This is a genomic window from Candidatus Saccharimonas aalborgensis (assembly GCF_000392435.1).
In the GTDB taxonomy this organism is placed as follows: Bacteria; Patescibacteriota; Saccharimonadia; order Saccharimonadales; family Saccharimonadaceae; genus Saccharimonas; species Saccharimonas aalborgensis.
Genome location: NC_021219.1, coordinates 216,299 through 234,768, shown reverse-complemented (window position 1 = coordinate 234,768; position 18,470 = coordinate 216,299). Strand labels below are relative to the sequence as shown.

Below are 18,470 nucleotides of genomic sequence, written 5' to 3'. Positions count from 1 at the left end.
TTTACGTTTTCCAGCGCTCGAGATGGGGAAGTTGTTTCTGCGCCAGCCAACGCATCAGTCGGCCGCTGCCGTTTTCGACCAATGCTTTGTCAACAATTGTTTTCATCTCATCGAGCGTGCAATCTGGTCCAATAAACGCACCATTTTCGTAGCAGAGGCTACACCATTTCTCGCTCTTGGTGCCGTCTGCTTCTGTACCACGACAGTCACCTGCTTTTTTGGTACTTAGCGGCATCCCGCAGCTTTGGCATTGTTTGCTCATATTGTTTACCTCCTACGCTACTGATTATACTCTTGGCAGATTCGGCACTAAACTCCCATAGTTATGACCCGTGGCGCAGTCACTTTTTCAGGGCAAAACTGAGTGACAATGAATTGATACAGTAGCGTTTGCCGGTGGTTTCGCATGGGCCGTCCTCAAAGATATGGCCGAGGTGGCCCCCGCAGTCACTACAAGTCACTTCTGTACGCTGCATACCGTGACTAGTGTCGTCGGTGAACTCAACACTGCCTGGCAGCGCATCGTCGAAACTCGGCCAGCCACAGCCAGAGTCGAATTTGTTATCTGATGCAAACAAGGGCGTGTTGCAGTTGGCGCAGGCATAAGTACCGTTTTCGTTTAGCTCTAAAAATTTGCCGCTAAACGGCGCCTCAGTTGCTTTGTCACGGAGTACCGCAACTTGCGCACTGTTTAGACTGGGATTTATGGGTTGTTTCATACACCTAGTATACTTAAATGTATGATTGAACAAATCGTTGTAGCTGGTGGATGTTTTTGGGGCATGGAGGAGCTGTTTCGCGCGCAAGTCGGCGTTGTCGACACAGAAGTCGGTTACACTGGTGGTAGCAATGACCATCCAACCTATGAGCATCATCCTGGTCACGCTGAGGCGCTACGGATTAGTTACGATCCATCTCAGACGACACTAGCAACACTGTTAGATTATTTTTTCCGTATCCACGACCCCACGACGGTAAACCGTCAGGGAAATGATGTTGGCGAGTCGTATCGCTCAGCGATATTTTATGCTGATGACGTGCAGCAAGATGCGGCCACACAGGCGATTGGGCGGGCGCAGCCTCGCTGGGACGGTGCGATCGTGACGAGTCTGGAGCCGTTGACGCAGTTTTACTCGGCCGAAGAATATCACCAAGATTATTTGCAAAAGCACCCCGGTGGGTATACCTGTCACTACGAACGTACATTTGTGTCAGATATGTAAAGAAGAGCTACCGACCAGGGCCTGACTGAGACATGGATTAGTTTTGTTGTAGTGAAGCGTGGTGTGGCTTTTTCTCGATGGGTGATATGATAATTGTATTATGAAACGAATTATCACGGGCATCACTATCATCCTCGCGGGTGTCATGATCTTACTCTCAAATATTAACGTATTGAACTTTGGTCCTGTGTTTGCTGATTGGTGGCCCCTACTGCTTATCGGAGCGGGACTACTGATGCTAATTAATGACAGCAAAAATTACATCTGGAGTTTGTTTGTGTCGGGCCTTGGGGTACTTTTTTTGGTAAACACGCTCGATATCGCAAGGGTAAGTGTAGGTGACATCTTTTTCCCAGCGGTTTTAGTGGCTATTGGCTTATCGATATTGCGTCAAAGCACCGGTTCTACTATTCGGCGAGTGAGTGAAAAAAATGACGAAGATATTACTGCAATACTCGGTGGCAGTTCGCACAAAAATACGTCGTCAGACTACCGTGGCGGTAAGGTGACGGCCGTGATGGGCGGCAGCGAAATTGATCTTAGCAAGGCAACTATTAAAAAAGACGCGCTGCTTGACGTTTTTGTGTTTATGGGTGGAGTGGAGCTACGCGTACCCGAAAATGTCATCGTGAAATCTCGCGCTGTTATGGTGATGGGTGGCATAGAAGACAAAACAAGCCCCGTTCACTCGAAAGATGCGCCGATACTCTATCTCGATGGGGTGCTCATCATGGCAGGTATCGAGGTAAAGCGCTGACCTGTTGTCGCTCGAGCATTACGTTCACATCGAGGTTGAGATTGTCATATGGTGTAACGTTTGCGTGTGCAGAAGGTCATGCCTATAGTATAAAAATTATGTAAATCTCAATAGTACAGACCGGCATGTTACGGGGGTGAAACCCATAATTTTCATGAACATGGTATAGTGAAAATTATGAAAAAGGTAGAAACAATCAAGATGTCCGCAAAAAGCCTAGCAGTGCTGCAGGTTGTCGGACTGGCGGTGGCCTTTTTGGGTGGTGCAGTATATAACAATATTGTCGGCGACGGTAATGGAACACCCATAGGACTAGGTGTATTTATTATTGTATTCTGCATGACTTTGGTCGTACATGAGCTTCTCCATGCTGTTGGGTTCTTGCTGGCAGGCGTGAAACCTGCATTTGGCATTGGTTTTGGGTTTCTCTATGTAACCGCCAACCGGCTCCTGTCTGTCAAGCCAATGCTGATAGCGGGATGTTTGCCTTTTGTCGTTTTGTCTGTGCTTTCTCTCATGCTATCTGTAGTACTACCCATGTATCAACATATTTTTTCACTTGTGTTTATAGTTAACTTTACCGGATCAGTTGGAGACTTATGGGCTGCCCAAAGACTTTGGAAATATATTAACCGTAGCGGCGTAATTGTTCATGATCAAAAGTCAGGCATAGTCGTGTACGTTAAGGATAGATAGTAATAGTCAATACCAATAAGCGGCAGATATACTGCATGTGAGTAGGCTAACCTATGTGCCTGTAGGCGGGTAAGAAAGATATCGCCATTGGTCAGCTAGAAGTGTTGGCGACTTGTTCCGCGCATCAGAAGATGGGCTGCGGGGTACCTGCGAGCGCAACAGACAAATGGAAAGCGATTGTCCGTGGGTGTCACGCTGACGTTCAAAGCGATTTAGACCCCGATTATTTCCTGCAGTTTCTTTCAGCCTTAGTCAATCCTGACTAAATACTGCCCCAAATCGGAGCGCATAATGCTTTCGCGTTTGGTGGGGTGGCCATCGGCTTCGACGATGAGCGTTATGAGCGGTTCGGTGCCGGAAGGTAGGGCCGGCAGGCTGATGACGCCCAACTCATCCGTTGTCGCTTCGGTGAGTACTTCGCTGACGGGGTTGCATGGTGCTTTTATGCACTGTACCTTGACCTCGCTCGAAACCTTCACGCGGGTACGGGCGAGCGGCTGCGCCTTTGCTCCATTTGTTATGACAACCAGTGTTACCTGCGAGGGTTTCGTGCCAGTACCCGGCACATTCACGCCAAAGGTTATGCCCCGCTCGAAAAGCTGACGGGCATAATCGGTGTTGGTGCAAAGCGGGTCGGTTGTGGTGTAGTCCGCGGTTGCGCGGTCGCAGCGCAAGGCTTTTGTGATGTCATTTGTGCCGGTATTTGTAGGGGTATCACTTCGTTTAGAAAACAGCAGGAACGTTACGCCAGCGCCAACGACAATGAGGCAGGCAAGTATGATGATGAGTTGTGAACGTTTTTTCATACCACCAGTATAGCGCATGGTTTAGGCGTCTTACGCGCGTTTGCCAAATATGCCTTTTTTCGCAAGGTATGGCATGACAATGAGCCCGTTAATATCGAGCAGTGCATGGACAGCCATAGGTACAAAAATAGTTCCGCTGCTCATAAAAAGCTTCAGAAATACCCAGCCAATGACGGTAGTTGCAAGCACAACCTTCCAGCCACCGTAGAGATGCTCAATCCCAAAAACAAGAAGCGCTAGACCCATCGATACGGCCGCGTTGCCAGTGACAAGAAAAAGGAGCGCGGGCAGCATGGCGCGGAAAAACAGTTCTTCGGTAATGCCGGCCGTTACCGACATGCCGACAGCCAACCATCGCTCTTTGGTTGTAGTAGGAATAAGTGCTTCTTGCGGTGCCTCGCGGCGCTTTTTTAGGCTACGTTTGACTCGCCAGCCAACAATGAAGGCTGCGACGAGAAGCCCTACCACGACGCCAATGATGACGCTCGTGTCGTGTTCGCTATTGCCGCTCAGACTGATGAATGCAGAGCTGTCGCTGCGAGCAATCGGCTCAAACAGATAGTGGATGTGTCCAGCGAGCAGCAAAAGCGTCGCTGCTGGGAGGGCAAAAATGAGCCAGGACTGACTAATCCAGCGCAGGTATAACCTGCTTCTTTCTTTTGTGCGTATGAGCTCGGCGTAATCTTTGACGCCGGTGTAGGTTGAGTAAGCCGATATGGCAAGTGCGATCAGAAGTAGGGGTAAAAATGACAAAGTGTTTTCTCCGTATTACGGTTGAATGAAATGATATAACTCTTATACTATATCATTATGAAATACGTTGCGTTGCTGCGCGGAATCAATGTAGGGGGCAACCGCAAGGTGTCGATGGCAGAGCTGAAGACCGTGTTTGAGCGATGTGGTTTTAGCGATGTCAGGACGTACATAAACTCTGGCAATGTCATTTTCGAATCGCTCAAGAAGCTAAATGTGAGCGCTATTCAAAATACGTTATTGTCAGCCTTTGGGTTTGAAATACCGCTTCTTATTCTCGACGCTAACAACATTTGCCGCATTGCCGAAGCGATTCCGGAAGGGTGGCAAAACGACACCACACAGAAGTCAGACGTAGCCTACCTGTTCCCCGCGGTCGATGAGGCGACCATTACCATGAAGCTCAGCTGCAACGCAGACATAGAAACCGCGGTGTATGTAGAGGGTGCGCTGCTGTACTCTGTAGAGCGCAAAAACCAACATCGCAGCAGCTTGCTCAGGGCGGTCGGTACGCCACTGTACCAGCAGATGACCATTCGTAACGTGAACACCGCCCGTAAACTAGCAGAGCTGGTGCAATGAAGGCTGAAGATGTTAAGGCCATGCTTCAGGCCTACACCAGTGATGCCGATGCAGTGAATTTGCAATGGTTTTTCAAGACGGGGCCGGGGGAGTACGGTGAGGGTGATCAATTCCTAGGCGTACGGGTGCCGATGATTCGGAAGGTTTGCAAAGAGTTTCGACAGTTATCGCTCGGGGAGGTACAAAAACTCATCGAAAGCCCGTTACACGAGCACCGCATGGCAGGGCTTATCATATTGACACTCCAATACCCGCGTGCGTCAAATCAAGCGAAAAATGACATATTTGACCTCTATATGCAGGAGCTAACCAAGCGAAATATCAATAATTGGGACCTTGTCGATGTTACCTGTCGCCAGATCGTTGGTGAACATCTACAAGGCGATCGCGGACAGCTGTATGAACTTGCGAAAAGCAACAACTTGTGGGAGCGCCGCGTCAGTATCATTAGTACATTTGCCTATATCGCTCGTGGTGACGCAAGTACCTCACTCGACTTGGCCGAACTGCTACTCTGTGACCGCGAAGACCTGATGCATAAAGCCGTTGGCTGGACACTCCGCGAAGTCGGCAAACGCTGTGACGAGCAACTGCTGCGTGATTTTCTCGACCGTCATGCCCGCGGTATGCCACGGACGGCACTACGTTATGCTATTGAGCACTTGCCTGAAACTCAACGTCAGTACTATCTATCAATCAAAAAAACGTAATTAGCGACGAGTGATAATTGGTTTGCCTATTAGCTTATTGAGCAGACAGGCACCCAGTAGGCCAGAGACGATCAACAGTAAGCCAAGGTCGCCAACTATCCACTGCCAGGGGTCTCGAAGAGTTCCGAACGCAGTATATACAAGCCATGCTCCCAACAGAATGCGAAGCATGCGCCCATAAATACTCGCTGCCACATCGACGATTTTGATAAGTAAAGCTCTGTTCATACTTCTAAAAAATACCCTTTTTACGACCAAGCCACATTGCGATCGTTAGCACAATTGTCGTAATGCCAAGGATAATCCAGAAGGCACCGGTATCATGCTGAAATGGTGTCTCGATATTCATGCTATATACCCCAAAAATCATGTTGGGAATTGCCATAGCGAGTGTAGCCACAGTGAGAACTTTCATTGTTTGGTTGAGGCTGTTGTCGCTGATGGAGCTATGCGCGTTGCGCACCCCAACGATTGCCTTGATGTTATCATTACATTTTTCGACCGACTGCTCGTTCATGAGTAGTGCATCTTCCACGAGATCACGGTCTTGCTCTGCCAAACGATGACCGACAAAAAGCCGCCTCAGCACAGCGCTGTTTGGCTGCAATGCGCTCAAAAACTCATTTAATTCATCCTCGATCAAGACAAAATCAACAAAATCTTGGTTGCTCACTGCATGGGTGCGCAATCGCTGCCGAACTGCTTTTATTTTTCGACTCGTCTTGTCTGTTAAGCTGTCGTACTGCTCGGTAATTCGCTGCATAATAAGCAAGACCAGCCGCGTCTGTTCCCGGGTGGTGAAGGGAATCTTGCCAGAGAGAAGGGGCTCGAGCGGAGCAACGTGCCGTGATGAAACGGTGATAAGCGCGTTCTCTAGCAGGATGATGAGCAACGGAAAGGTCTCAAAATCACCAGTTCGCTCACGAACCACATAACGTACATAGATGTAGGTCTGTTTGCCCTCTGATTCAAGCCGCGGCACTTCGTCTTCGTCGAGCGCATCTTCTAGGTGACCAGGCACGAGATCGTATCGTTCGACAACTTCAGCCAGTTCATCTTGCGAGGGAGATTCCAAGTGAACCCATACGTTGTCGCGATACTCTCCCAGAAGGGCAAGGTCTTTTGAGGCGATGGCTCGATAGTAGCGTTTTAGCACGCGAAATTATTCTCCAGATACACTTGCTTCATATGACTACTATACGATCTCTAGTGCCAGTCGGCAACAGCATGTGATATACTTTGATGTATGAAAAAGCATAAGAAGCAATCATCACAAGACTCAACGGCTGTATTGGTACTGGGCATCGCCATGTTGCCAATCGGCACTGCGCTGCTGGCATCAAAGTATGCTGTCGGATCAGTTTTTTTGGTGTTATCAGCTGCATTTGTCGGTATGGCGCTTGGTATGATGCGCGCCGAGAAAAAGTAGACCCCCGCGATCACTTCGGCTTATACTAGTGGGATGAACACCAGTCTCGCGCAAAAGTTAAAAAACCTTCCCAATTCCCCTGGGGTGTACTTTCATAAATCAACCTCTGGAGAAGTGATTTATGTGGGAAAAGCGGCGGTCTTAAAAAATCGTGTCCGGCAGTATTTCCAGGCAAATCGAGATATCGATGCCAAAACGCGTGCGCTGGTGGCGGAGATAGAGGATACCGACTGGATTGAGACGGACAGCGAAATTGATGCTCTGTTTTTGGAAAGCGAAATGGTAAAGCGCTACATGCCTCGTTACAATATCTTGCTTCGCGACGACAAGTCCCAACTGTATGTCCGTATTGACATAAAAAGCGAGTGGCCACATGTCAGTTTTACGCGCAATCCAGCTGACGACAAGGCTCGGTACATCGGACCATTCTATAATGGCCATGCTCTCAAAAAAGCTCTTCGATACCTGCGAAAAGTGTTTCCGTATTATACGAAACCGCCGGGTACACACCGCGTCGACTTTGATGTTCATCTGGGGCTGAGTCCGCGCTCCGATATGACAAGCCAAGAATATAAATCTAGTCTTAAAAAGCTCATACGATACATTGAGGGCGATAAGTTAACTATCACTCGCGAACTCGAGCGAGACATGAATCGCGCCGCACGGCAGCAGCAATTTGAGATTGCTGCCGAATTGCGCAATAGGCTCGGATATCTGCGAGAATTGCAGCGGCGTATTATGTTTGGCGACAAAGAATTCTTGGATATCAGCAAGGACAGGGCGCTCGATGATCTACGATTACTTTTGGGGCTAGCGTCGATACCGGCACGAGTGGAGGGATACGACATTAGCCATATGAGTGGCACAAATGTTGTCGCGAGTATGGTGGTATTTACAAACGGCGTTAGTGATCGTACTGAGTATCGAAAGTTCAAAATGCACAAGGAGCAAAACAATGATTTCGCAAATATGTTTGAGACCTTGTCGCGTCGGTTTAGTGAAAAAAATCGTTCTCGGTGGAAACTTCCGGACATCTGTTTGATTGATGGTGGTAAGGGTCAGCTTGATTCGGCGATTACTGCGCGGGATCAGGCAGGTCTCACGATACCAATGATCGGCTTAGCTAAACAGCACGAAGAGATAGTCGTACACCTCGAGAGATCTCGCGTGAGGCTCGACCATAAGGTACTCGAGAGATTGGACGGTCATACTATGACGAGTGACAAGTTTACCCTAATCAGTCTTCCTCACAGCTCCCATATCGTTAAACTTTTACAACGCATTAGGGATGAGTCGCATCGTTTTGCTGTGACATACCATACGACCCTTAAGCGTACCTCACAAACCAAAAGTACACTCGAGGATATTCCTGGCATTGGCCCGGTGACACGCAAGAAGCTGATCAAAGCTTTTGGTAGCCTGCGAGGTATCGAGCAAGCGAGCCAGACAGATATCACTCAAGTTGTTGGCGACAAGTTAGCACAGAGAATCATTTCTTTTGTAAAGTCATGAGGAGTGCTATAGTAATTGTATGAAAACTAACCACAAGCAGCATGGATTTACAATAGTTGAGTTACTTATAATGATCGCCGTGATTACTATACTTGCGGGTATAGTAATTTTCGCTTTTGGGTCTTGGCGACAACGTACTGCTGTAGCAGAAGTAAGGAGCGCATTGTCCTCTGTTGCCGATGGGATGAAAAATGCCCGGAATTTTGATAATGCTTTTCCAACGTCTATACCAACTGATGTGACGATAAACTCTGGTGTGACGGTCACCTACATTTCAGGTACCAGCTCTACATATTGTGTCGAAGGGGTTAGTGTGGCAGTGCCTACGGTTAAAATGTTTGTTTCAGATAAGTACCAAACTCCTCAGTATGGTACCTGTGCGGGTGGAGTAATAGTTCCTGGTGCGTGGCAGATAACGATGCCTCCTTCTGGTACATCCGATCTTGTCTTTGGATATACAGGTAGTGGCTGGGGTGCACGTGTAGATTTGGCTATATTGAAGCCAGCAGTTACCAATTTAGCACTTGGGACGACGATTAATATAAACTCTACCGCTGGCTGCACTGAGCTAACAATCCTGTGTGGTACAACAGTGTTTCAGCTGAGAACTACTGGTCCTCTTGAGATGTCCATAGATGGAGGTACTACGTGGACAACTACAAATACTGTTTCGATGACGACTTCATCAGCTGGCTGGACATATCAGGTGCGTATCACACCTGGAAATACTAGCCCGGTGGGCACGGTAGCGACCTTTGAAGCATACTCAGCATCGGTAAGTAACCCTCAGGTACAAGCAAACATTAACGGTGGATATTCAAAGGTAATATTTACCAAAAATTAGAATAAATGAGATACTCAGTATCTTTAGCCAACCAGCAGAAGTTGAGTTACGCAGCAGTTAATAAATGGATAGTGAGAAGATAAAAAAAAGACACGAGCAACTAACCGCGCAGTTGTCCGGAGGGCTTGTCGTAGTTTCATCGTATGACCAAGTGCAATTAAGTAACGATATGGTAGCACCATTCCTACAGGAAGCTAATTTTCTGTGGCTTACAGGAATTACGTTACCTGGGTGGAAAGTGATTATTGACGGCATACGTCAGCATGTGGTGTTGGTGAGACCGTCTCGGTCGGAAGCGGAAGTTATATTTGATGGTAAGACAGACGAAGAAGCCTTGCTCGAGACAACTGGAGCAAATGAGATCATTGACGAAACAGATTTTGAAACAAGACTACGCCAGCTGAGCCGTCAGCATACAATTGCTTATACACCGTATCGACCACATCCGCATCATTTTGTTATGAACCCAGCACCAGCTGAGCTACATTCTCTGCTTTGCCGAATATTTCCCAAGGTAGTAGACTGCAGTGATCAACTGGCTCGACTTCGAGCGATCAAATCGCCTGAGGAGATTGCGGCAATTCGTCGAGCGGTGAAGTTAACAATCATGGCCTTTACCGCTGTCCGTGCGCAACTCGAAGAATACCGCTATGAATATGAGGTTGAGGCTGATATGACGAGGGCATTTCGTCGGGCAAACGCAGCACACGCCTATCAACCAATTATCGCCGGCGGAAGCCACGCAGTGACGCTTCATTATGTCGAAAACAGTGGCAGAATAATGAAAAATCAGGCATTACTGATCGATGTCGGTGCGCGGGTTGATGGTTACGCGGCTGACATTACGAGGACGTATTGTCTGAAACCGACAAAGCGTCAGCAGCAAGTACATGCAGCGGTCGAGAATGCGCATCGCCGAATTATTGCACTACTCAGACCAGACTTGCTTATTGCAGACTATTTACGTCAAGTTGATGAGATTATGAAAGATGCTCTCGGTGAGGTTGGCTTGCTCAAAAATCGGGATGACACTGAGACGTACCGAAAATATTTCCCTCATGCTATCAGTCACGGTCTAGGCATTGATGTTCATGATAGCCTTGGGGCACCGCGCTATTTTCAACCCGGCATGGTGCTGACGGTTGAACCTGGTATTTATATCGAAGAGGAACATATCGGGGTGAGAATCGAGGATGATATCCTGATAACCGCCGATGGACATGAAAACTTGAGTCGCGCCTTGTCGACAAGTTTGTAGAAAAACGCTATACTCATACGGAGACTATGAAACAACAAATGATGATGTTTGCCATCCGTTGGATACTTAATTCCTTTGGGCTTTGGATCGCCGTGAGAGTGTTTGGCACGGGCTATAGCGGAGCTGAGATTGATGCCGGGGTCGCTGTCTTTTTGTTGGCCGGACTAATATTTTCAGTTGTCAATGCCATCCTAAAACCGATTGTCATAATTTTGGCACTTCCTGCAATCTTATTGACGCTCGGTCTGTTCACTATTATTGTCAACGGGTTTATGGTCTGGATATCACTAAAGCTCGCTCCAGGTCTACAGATGACATTTTGGCACTCGGTTCTTACAGGATTGGTACTAAGTCTGGTAAACTATGTAGTAAGTAGCGTGCTCGAACTAGAGTATTCGAATATGCGAAAGGAGCAATAAATGAGTCTTGACAGTATTTTGCAAAGTATTACCGTTGGGTCGGCAATTCTTATGTCGCTTGCCATTTTACTTCAGCAACGCGGCGCGAGCCTAGGTGCTGGATTTGGAGGTTCGGGGGAGTTATATACTACGCGGCGCGGCTTAGACAAAAATCTATTTGAAGTAACTATCTTTTTAGCGATTACGTTCGTCGCCTCTATCCTGGCCGGACTACTTCTGCCATCATTTAGGTAAGGGAACCACGTGAATAAAGATAAACAGGGGTGGAATCAGTTTAGGCGAATACGTCTTGATCGTAAGGCGTTGGCTCGGCGGGCTCGACGCATCGAAGGGACAACACGTCGACATGCTCATCGTTTTATTATTCGTCGTATTCAAAACGTACGCGCTGTTCGACGCCAAATTACCCTCTGGCTTACTATGATGGGGTTTATCATTGCCGGCTTGGGACTTCAGTGGATGTGGGGACAGTCAAATTACATGGTTTCTGCACGGCAGGGGGGTGGAAGCTACGTTGAAGCTTCACTCGGGCCGATTACGACGCTCAATCCACTCTATATTTCGTCAAGTGCCGAAGCAACCGTTGGTCGTTTAGTATTCTCGAGCTTATATGATTATGATGAAACGGGTAGTTTGCACCAGGACATAGCCGCTTCGCTGCAAGTGGATTCAACAGGAAAGCAATATACCATCAAACTCAGACCAAATGTAACATGGCATGATGGTGCGCCCTTGACGGCAAAAGACATAGTATTTACTATAAATCTCATCAAAAACCCCCTCTCTCGCTCTTCGCTCAGGATCAACTGGCTTGACGTATCGGTACAGGCGATCGATGCGACAACGGTGCAATTTTCACTACCAACAGTCTATGCCGCCTTTCCGTATGCGCTCACCTTTCCTGTGCTGCCTGAGCATATCTTGTCGAGCGTGAGTCCGGGTGCGGTTCGGGAAAACATATTTAGTCAGTCGCCGGTGGGAAGTGGACCATTCCGTTTCAAGTCTCTCCAGTCAGCGGATGTACTAACGGGAACGAGGCGTGTCACACTTGAGGCAAATAAAAACTATTATCGCGGGCAACCGAAACTAGATAGGTTTGAAGTGCAGGCATACACAAGCGAAGAAGCAATACTGAGTGCCTTAAAATCAGGTGAGGTCAATGGTGCGGCGGACATTTCTATTGCCTCTCGTTCGCAAATACCAAACAGCTACACTGTGGCACCTCAATCGCTCGATAGCGGTGTTTATCTGCTCCTCAACACCACTCACCCGGTACTACGTGATGGCAAGGTGAGAAAAGCACTTCAGTATGCAACAGATACTGAAGCCATTCGCGCGAGATTAGGTGAGGGAACACTTTCACTCGATTCGCCATTTATTGATGGGCAGCTGACGGGAGCGGATATTCCGCATGCACCAAAAACCGATCTAACAAAAGCGAAAGCACTACTGGACGAAGCTGGCTGGAAAGCAGAGGGTTCGTATCGTGTCAAAGATGGCAAGCCGCTTGAGCTCAACATCACAACAACGAAAAGTAGCGAGTATGGAGTGGTACTCAAAGAAATAGTGCGGCAATGGCAGGCACTTGGTATAAAAGTCAATACACGTACCGTTGACACTGCAACTGTATCATCAACCTTTGTGCAAGATACGTTGCAGGGAAGAAACTTTGACGTGTTACTCTACCAGCTTTCCATCGGTGCTGACCCTGATGTCTATGCGTACTGGCATTCATCGCAGGCGGGACCATCGGGATACAATTTCACCAGCTACAGTAACAAGACAGCAGACGCAAGTTTAGCAAGTGCGCGGTCTCGTCTCGAACCCGATCTACGTAATGCTAAGTACAAGCAGTTTGCGCGGCAGTGGATAGAGGATGCGCCAGCGATCGGTCTTTACCAACCCGTTGCTGAGTATGTATCAAACAAAAATGCACAAACAGTCCGTAGTAACGCAAAACTTGTTACCTCTACCGATCGGCTCTCAACTGTCATCTATTGGACAGTTGAGAGTGACATGGTTTACAAAACACCGTAAATTGCAGTATACTATGGGGGTATCCAACAGGTGATATGCACTGGTGGCGGAATTGGTAGACGCGCTAGCTTGAGGGGCTAGTGATCATTGCGATCGTGGAAGTTCAAGTCTTCTTCAGTGCACCACAAATAAGATGCCTCCAAGGCATCTCTTATTATTCCGAGAGACCAAAGCTAATCTATTTGTTATACTAAAAAACGTGGCGCGTTGGCGGAGCAGTTACGCAGCGGTCTGCAAAACCGCGTAGATGGGTGCAACTCCCATACGTGCCTCCATGAAATAATCTCGATGGCTCGAGGTTATTTCTTTTTGAGGAGTTCGAGCATCTCGGGAAATGTCTCCTCGATGAAATGCCCACGGTTTTCAAACGTATGAACTATGGCATCGGGCAAATCACGGTGAAACTTTGTTAGTTCAGCAAATGGCACGAGAGGGTCATCTTTGCTATGAAACAAGTGGATTTCATTCGCACTCTTATCGAGACCACGTGCGTCACCAACGAGAAAACTACCATTATCTCCCGTAAAGTCATTGTCGTAAACCGGTGCGACCAAAATAAGTCGCTTCACTTTTTGTTTGAGCGGAACCTCATGAAGGTATTTTGCCAAAAACATAGCGCCGAGGGAATGCCCCACTAACTGAACGTCATTGCCGAAGAAGGGGATGAGTTTCTCAAAATATAATTTCCACTCATCGTAGACAGCATTCCACGCATTGGGAAACTCAGGAAGGAGTACGTCGGCATCTTTTATTTGATTTGCGATCCATGGTTTCCATTTCTGATGAACCTTTAGGCGGTCATAGTCAACACGCTTTGATCGCAGCTTCGTCAAATAGGCGTTGTATGAATTGTAACTTTCACCACCATGAATTATGAGGATTTGCTTCATATTTCTAGTATACTAAAGTTGAGCGCGGGTGGCGGAATAGGTAGACGCGAGGGACTTAAAATCCCTTGACCAAAAGTCGTGCGGGTTCGATTCCCGCCCCGCGCACCAGGTTGGAATAATATTCAAGTTCGCCTCTGTTTTTCTGGCTTTTCTGAGATTTAGTAACTCAAGTATATTATTTGCTTATCTACTATGACTCGCGCTTTCTGGCCGAGGGGTAATACCGTTTGGGGATCGGTATGTCCGAAGTCAATATTTTGGACGATCGGAATACGTGCGTTATATTGGCGTATAGTACCTACAACCGTTTTGCGTTGTTGATCTCGGTAGTCTGCTTTTTGTTGCGGCGTCATCTGTTTGTTAAATTCCCACGCCTTTGGTCTTCCAACTAACACAGCCTGGAACTTATCCAGCCAGCCGCGCTCACCTAGTCCTACTAGTAGATATTCAATAATCCAGTGTTGAGGTATGTTCTCCGAGGTCTCCAATACTAAGATTGTGCCATCAATGTCTTTATCACTTGGTAGATATTTTGCTGTTGCCATTTGAGCCACTAGGCTTTCTACGCAGCCACCCCACAAAATACCTTTAGCGTTTGTGGTGCCATCCCAGTATATGCCATCGTTTGGTTCAAGTTTGCGTTCCAACGCCAAGTTATTTTTTACTGACCAGTCTAAGCCCTCATCATTATAGTTATTTGCGATATCAAGAGGAAATTCGCCCTTGTTAAATAGGGCGTGCTTGAGAGAATCTATCGTCATATCAAACATTCGGACATTCATACCAAATTGATTCATAATACCGCCGCCATAGTACGATGGTATACCCAAATTCCACAAGAAATTGTGCAAATGTGTATTGTCGCTATAGCCAAAAAACGGCTTTGGATTATCTCTGAATACCTGTGGGTCAAGGTACTTGATAAGTTTTATCTGATCATTACCGCCTATAGAAGCAAACACTGCTTTGTTGTTCGGGTCGGCAAATGCGGCCATGATATCGCGCGCTCTGTCCTCAAGCGAAGCATTCATCATACGTGTGGTGGGATATTCTACAGGAATAAGACCGAATATATCTCGCATGCGCTCTAGGCCCAAATCTTGTACCCATGGAAAGAGTCCTGGTAGTCCCGCAGACGGTGAAATAATACCAACTTGGTCGCCCGGTGAGAGTTTGGGAAGGGTTTGGAAGTGTTTCATATACTAATTCTACCATCGTTACTTGTTTATTCACTGGTGTGGTAAATAACATGAGCTTTTCGTATAATTTGTATGTGATACAAAATAGAAACCCAGAAAATATTCCAGTTGTACCACTTCAATCCCCTGAAACAGAAAGTCGCCGACCATTGATGGAAAAAATTAGGGATAAGATTGATGGTGCAAAATCTTGGATTAAAGAACATGTAAATCCTCTGACTTCTCCCGAACTTGAGCAACAGACTGGTGAGGCGCTAACCTATGTCGCTGAGCGTACAATAGCCGATGCCGGTGCTTATGAAATGAGGGGCCCGGGGGACAGCGAAAGAATAACGGAAGCAGTTGGAGCAGCTGCTGAGCAGACAGTAGCCGGGGGTTTAGTGGGCAGGAGTAACCCCATAGAAACATTAGAGAGAGATGGTTTTGATCAAGAGTTAGTAGATGCAACTGTAGAGATAGCAGCAGAAGATCCCGAAACTGCCGAAGCGATAGCAAAAGAAATTGATCGTGTTGAAGGGGTGCTTAGAACTCCTGAACACGCGGCGCGAGAGGTCTACAAAGCTAAGATTAAACGACTCAAAGAAACCACCACTTCTTCCATAGAATCCTTTACATCAGCTAATCTAGATAGTTTAAGCAAACAGGAGAGGAAATCCCTGCTTGATAATCCGGAAAGCTGGGATTCTGAAAGGCGCAAGTTGCACGAAAGTGTTTTCGAAGAAGCAATCTTAAAAGCTCACGCACTTTCCGAAAGGCTCAAAGAAAAAAATCCAAAGCCGACAATCTATGCTCTGCGTGGTAATACTGCATCTGGAAAAACCCGTGCTTTAAGCGCTGGTCACGAAATGTTCGCTGGAATATTAGACGGAAGGGGAGAACCCTCGGGTGCAATCAACCCTGATTCCTATAAGTTTGCCTTGAGAGAGGGTGACCCAGATATCAGTGCCGCACAAGTACACGATGAGGGATCGATGATAAGCCGAAGAATCGAGCGACAATTAACAGATCCTGATATGTCAGTAGTACTAGATAAGCGCAACGAAACCCCCGGAGATATAGAGGACATCTTAGCAAATGCTTCTGAGACGGAACGTAATGTACGGATTCTTGATGTCGACGTACCGCTAGAATCCTCACTGGTGGGCGTATTAATGCGCGAAAAAGGTGGCGAAGATCCTAATGTGCCATTTGATGCAATAATCAAAGGTTTTGTCGGTATTAGAGCAAATAGGTCTGAGCTTATAAAGCAGGTTGAGACTGGTAGCAATACGGCAGTTGATGGGTACATGCTTATGGCATTTGACCCAGATGAGCGAAGACCTGTAGTGGTAGCTGTTCTAATTGATGGTAAAGTTGTTGTCGATCAGAAACGACAAGAACTTTACGCTAGATTATTTAGTACGCCTGAGCAAGCGGAAGCTGATGCGGAGGTACTGGGTAACACGGTAATTGACGATGCCTTTATACAGCAACACTGTAATTCATCCTACGATAATAGCGAGAAGGGCCGTGAACATGCCGCGAAGGTTGCGGCTAGACTTGGAGGGTTTAAGGGCAAGACGTTACGCCGAGCGGTGGACATAATGGCAGGTGCGGGTACCGCTCAAGAGCTTAAGGGTTATTTGGCTGACGCTAATCATAATCTATTGGCTACTTCCCGAACCGCTAACGGCACAATCGACACATCGGCGAGTAGTACAAAAGCAGCCAGTATGGAATCCATCGATGGTGATGAAGCCGCAGCAAGAGCTAAAGCAAACTTTGATAAGGCGATATCATTGGCTTTTGAACAAAGAGACGCAGATTTTTCATCAGCCAGCAAAGTTAGACAATTAGTTGAGTCTATTGCTGCTCAGATTAATGACGGTATTGTAAAGGAAGGTTCTCTTATCAGAACTGGCGAAGACTCCGATAAATATCCATACACTAGACTTGACGAATTGCCTGCTGCCATGGAACAGTTTTATGAGGAGTTACATCAAAAACTAACCAACCCCGATAGTGACCCCGTCGAGGTTGCTGCTTTTTGTGAGTACCATATAGACCTTGTTGACCACTTTTTTGCTGATGGCTGTGGTAAAACAGCTAAAGCTATCTCCTCCTTTGTCTTGATGCGTGCCGGTTTATCATTGCCGAGCTATAAGGGTGGACGTGATGAGTATTATAAACACGCTCCAAGGAGTATAGTCAGAGTTGATCAGATCGCGGATAGAGCGGCTTGGCAAGATTTCCTGCAGTACTATAAGTCAATGGTAAAAACTGATAATGGGGGCATATGATAAGCGATAAACATAGACAGATGCTAGATACGGTTAGTCAGTGGCATAAGGGGCAGTTTAGGGGTGACGTGCCCGTTACGATACATTGTCAAAATGTTGCAAATATTGTTGAATATGCGCTTACAGCCACCGGCTCTGTTAGGGATAAAGGGTTACTAGAGGATATCACTCTGGCGGCGCTGGGTCACGATTTGCTCGAAGATACGGATATTCCTCGCGAACTTTTGCGCGATCAGTATGGAGAACGTGTACTATCATTTATTGAACTACTGACCAACCACGAGGATGATTATCACACTGACAAATATATGCAGCAAATTGCCTCTGCGCCCGAGGAAGTACGAATTATTAAGTATGGAGATCTAATCGATAACACGACCAGTGTTGCTTATAATCTACACCAGCTTGGTATCGAATGGGGAAACGATTTTTTTAGGCCAATTATGGAACGCACAATGACAGTTCTTGGCTCCAGTGAGTTCTTGACACATAATAAGGCAGCGTCACTACTCAACTCGTCGGTACATTTATTTGCTAATCTGTTACGGTCGAAGCTGGATCAAGAGATATCTAGTAAAATTAAAGAGTGATACGTTATAATAGAAATGGAGATAAGTAAAATGAACGGTACGGAATTTTCACCACCCAAGCATGACAGCACAAATAACCTTGTGCCCGATGGATTTGTACCTGGCCCTACTCACGAATCACTTATGGCGGCTACGCTTGCAGAGCAAGATCGAACAATTGCAGAGGCGATCGCTGAGGCAATAGCAGCCAACCCCAATAAGGAATCATTTGATTATGTGAGGTTTGCTCAACTATATTCGAAAAAAGACACAACAAGAGACCTGACGGGTGACGAACCCCTTAGTGTTCAAGAAGCATACAGGCGGGAATATTATCTAGTATTTTCTGACGCCCAGACGATCGAAGAGTATGTGAGACACCGTCATGCTTTAGACGCGGAGTCGGGTAATTAATTCAACAAATACTAGACAGTCTTTGTCCTGCTAGGATGTCATGATAGGTTGAGCTATTCTTTTAGCGCGGCGAGTGGTATACTGTAGACAGTA

At 47.0% G+C, this 18,470-nt stretch carries 23 protein-coding genes and 3 tRNA genes; 18 read left to right on the top strand and 8 right to left on the bottom strand.

What is annotated here, in order from left to right; translation table 11 throughout:
• Position 1: 1 nt before the first annotated feature.
• Together L336_RS01215 and msrB are read right to left on the bottom strand one after the other, a co-directional pair.
• Complete coding sequence (locus L336_RS01215) at positions 2-262, bottom strand: zinc ribbon domain-containing protein (protein ID WP_015641390.1); 261 nt, start codon at positions 260-262, stop codon at positions 2-4.
• A 79-nt stretch (positions 263-341) separates the two neighbouring features.
• Positions 342-719 carry a peptide-methionine (R)-S-oxide reductase MsrB gene (gene msrB / locus L336_RS01210; RefSeq protein WP_128569594.1) on the bottom strand — a complete coding sequence of 126 codons (378 nt, stop codon included), beginning with the start codon at positions 717-719 and terminating at the stop codon, positions 342-344.
• Between the two features lie 21 nt (positions 720-740).
• Between msrB and msrA the strand changes: the two genes are divergently transcribed.
• From msrA to L336_RS01195, 3 genes are all read left to right on the top strand, one after another.
• The gene (gene msrA / locus L336_RS01205) at positions 741-1,223 is read left to right on the top strand and encodes a peptide-methionine (S)-S-oxide reductase MsrA (protein ID WP_015641388.1); all 483 of its coding nucleotides are present in this window, start codon (positions 741-743) and stop codon (positions 1,221-1,223) included.
• Between the two features lie 100 nt (positions 1,224-1,323).
• The gene (locus L336_RS05505; RefSeq protein WP_015641387.1) at positions 1,324-1,980 is read left to right on the top strand and encodes a LiaF transmembrane domain-containing protein; all 657 of its coding nucleotides are present in this window, start codon (positions 1,324-1,326) and stop codon (positions 1,978-1,980) included.
• 177 nt (positions 1,981-2,157) lie between these two features.
• Positions 2,158-2,676 carry a DUF3267 domain-containing protein gene (locus tag L336_RS01195; protein ID WP_015641386.1) on the top strand — a complete coding sequence of 173 codons (519 nt, stop codon included), beginning with the start codon at positions 2,158-2,160 and terminating at the stop codon, positions 2,674-2,676.
• 248 nt (positions 2,677-2,924) lie between these two features.
• Here L336_RS01195 and L336_RS01190 read toward each other — a convergent pair whose 3' ends face one another.
• Together L336_RS01190 and L336_RS05500 are read right to left on the bottom strand one after the other, a co-directional pair.
• Positions 2,925-3,482: a hypothetical protein gene (locus tag L336_RS01190; protein WP_041191152.1), complete on the bottom strand. Its 558-nt coding sequence runs from the start codon at positions 3,480-3,482 to the stop codon at positions 2,925-2,927.
• A gap of 30 nt (positions 3,483-3,512) precedes the next feature.
• Positions 3,513-4,235 carry a CPBP family intramembrane glutamic endopeptidase gene (locus tag L336_RS05500; RefSeq protein ID WP_015641384.1) on the bottom strand — a complete coding sequence of 241 codons (723 nt, stop codon included), beginning with the start codon at positions 4,233-4,235 and terminating at the stop codon, positions 3,513-3,515.
• Between the two features lie 57 nt (positions 4,236-4,292).
• Between L336_RS05500 and L336_RS01180 the strand changes: the two genes are divergently transcribed.
• Positions 4,293-4,817 carry a DUF1697 domain-containing protein gene (locus L336_RS01180; RefSeq protein ID WP_015641383.1) on the top strand — a complete coding sequence of 175 codons (525 nt, stop codon included), beginning with the start codon at positions 4,293-4,295 and terminating at the stop codon, positions 4,815-4,817.
• Complete coding sequence (locus L336_RS01175) at positions 4,814-5,527, top strand: DNA alkylation repair protein (protein ID WP_015641382.1); 714 nt, start codon at positions 4,814-4,816, stop codon at positions 5,525-5,527. The genes L336_RS01180 and L336_RS01175 overlap by 4 nt, the downstream gene beginning before the upstream one ends.
• On the opposite strand, the gene L336_RS01170 is transcribed toward L336_RS01175, so the two are convergent.
• Positions 5,528-5,755, bottom strand: coding sequence for a YgaP family membrane protein (locus L336_RS01170; protein WP_015641381.1), 228 nt, complete (start codon positions 5,753-5,755; stop codon positions 5,528-5,530).
• Between the two features lie 4 nt (positions 5,756-5,759).
• Positions 5,760-6,683, bottom strand: a complete 924-nt coding sequence (locus L336_RS01165; RefSeq protein ID WP_015641380.1) for a magnesium transporter CorA family protein — start codon at positions 6,681-6,683, stop codon at positions 5,760-5,762.
• 90 nt (positions 6,684-6,773) lie between these two features.
• Here L336_RS01165 and L336_RS01160 point away from each other — a divergent pair, with 90 nt between their 5' ends.
• The 9 genes from L336_RS01160 to L336_RS01120 all read left to right on the top strand — a co-directional run bounded on the left by L336_RS01160 (position 6,774) and on the right by L336_RS01120 (position 13,301).
• Complete coding sequence (locus L336_RS01160; protein WP_041191150.1) at positions 6,774-6,956, top strand: hypothetical protein; 183 nt, start codon at positions 6,774-6,776, stop codon at positions 6,954-6,956.
• A gap of 33 nt (positions 6,957-6,989) precedes the next feature.
• Positions 6,990-8,468 carry a helix-hairpin-helix domain-containing protein gene (locus L336_RS01155; protein ID WP_015641379.1) on the top strand — a complete coding sequence of 493 codons (1,479 nt, stop codon included), beginning with the start codon at positions 6,990-6,992 and terminating at the stop codon, positions 8,466-8,468.
• A gap of 19 nt (positions 8,469-8,487) precedes the next feature.
• On the top strand, positions 8,488-9,312 hold the full coding sequence (locus L336_RS05495) for a type II secretion system protein (protein WP_015641378.1): 825 nt from the start codon (positions 8,488-8,490) through the stop codon (positions 9,310-9,312).
• A 64-nt stretch (positions 9,313-9,376) separates the two neighbouring features.
• Positions 9,377-10,570: an aminopeptidase P N-terminal domain-containing protein gene (locus tag L336_RS05490; RefSeq protein ID WP_015641377.1), complete on the top strand. Its 1,194-nt coding sequence runs from the start codon at positions 9,377-9,379 to the stop codon at positions 10,568-10,570.
• Positions 10,571-10,596: 26 nt separating this feature from the next.
• Positions 10,597-10,989: a phage holin family protein gene (locus L336_RS01140; protein WP_128817258.1), complete on the top strand. Its 393-nt coding sequence runs from the start codon at positions 10,597-10,599 to the stop codon at positions 10,987-10,989.
• Positions 10,990-11,223, top strand: a complete 234-nt coding sequence (gene secG, locus L336_RS01135) for a preprotein translocase subunit SecG (RefSeq protein ID WP_015641375.1) — start codon at positions 10,990-10,992, stop codon at positions 11,221-11,223.
• A gap of 9 nt (positions 11,224-11,232) precedes the next feature.
• Positions 11,233-13,026, top strand: coding sequence for a peptide ABC transporter substrate-binding protein (locus L336_RS01130; RefSeq protein WP_015641374.1), 1,794 nt, complete (start codon positions 11,233-11,235; stop codon positions 13,024-13,026).
• Positions 13,027-13,063: 37 nt separating this feature from the next.
• A tRNA-Leu gene (locus L336_RS01125) sits at positions 13,064-13,151 on the top strand.
• A gap of 76 nt (positions 13,152-13,227) precedes the next feature.
• A tRNA-Cys gene (locus L336_RS01120) sits at positions 13,228-13,301 on the top strand.
• 24 nt (positions 13,302-13,325) lie between these two features.
• Here the strand turns inward: L336_RS01120 and L336_RS01115 are convergent.
• Positions 13,326-13,916, bottom strand: a complete 591-nt coding sequence (locus L336_RS01115; protein WP_015641373.1) for an RBBP9/YdeN family alpha/beta hydrolase — start codon at positions 13,914-13,916, stop codon at positions 13,326-13,328.
• A gap of 22 nt (positions 13,917-13,938) precedes the next feature.
• On the opposite strand from L336_RS01115, the gene L336_RS01110 reads away from it, so the two are divergent.
• A tRNA-Leu gene (locus L336_RS01110) sits at positions 13,939-14,024 on the top strand.
• Positions 14,025-14,074: 50 nt separating this feature from the next.
• Here the strand turns inward: L336_RS01110 and L336_RS01105 are convergent.
• A complete protein-coding gene (locus L336_RS01105; protein WP_015641372.1) occupies positions 14,075-15,115 on the bottom strand; it encodes a S66 family peptidase in 1,041 nt (346 codons plus the stop codon).
• Between the two features lie 74 nt (positions 15,116-15,189).
• Here L336_RS01105 and L336_RS05485 point away from each other — a divergent pair, with 74 nt between their 5' ends.
• Genes L336_RS05485 through L336_RS01090 form a run of 3 tightly spaced genes read left to right on the top strand, consistent with a single transcriptional unit; the run spans position 15,190 to position 18,377 of the window.
• Entirely contained in the window at positions 15,190-17,394 is a 2,205-nt protein-coding gene (locus L336_RS05485) for a zeta toxin family protein (protein WP_237738787.1), read from the top strand.
• Complete coding sequence (locus tag L336_RS01095; protein ID WP_015641370.1) at positions 17,391-17,984, top strand: hypothetical protein; 594 nt, start codon at positions 17,391-17,393, stop codon at positions 17,982-17,984. Before L336_RS05485 ends, L336_RS01095 begins: the two co-directional genes overlap by 4 nt.
• 15 nt (positions 17,985-17,999) lie before the next feature.
• Complete coding sequence (locus L336_RS01090) at positions 18,000-18,377, top strand: hypothetical protein (protein WP_128817256.1); 378 nt, start codon at positions 18,000-18,002, stop codon at positions 18,375-18,377.
• Positions 18,378-18,470: the final 93 nt, after the last annotated feature.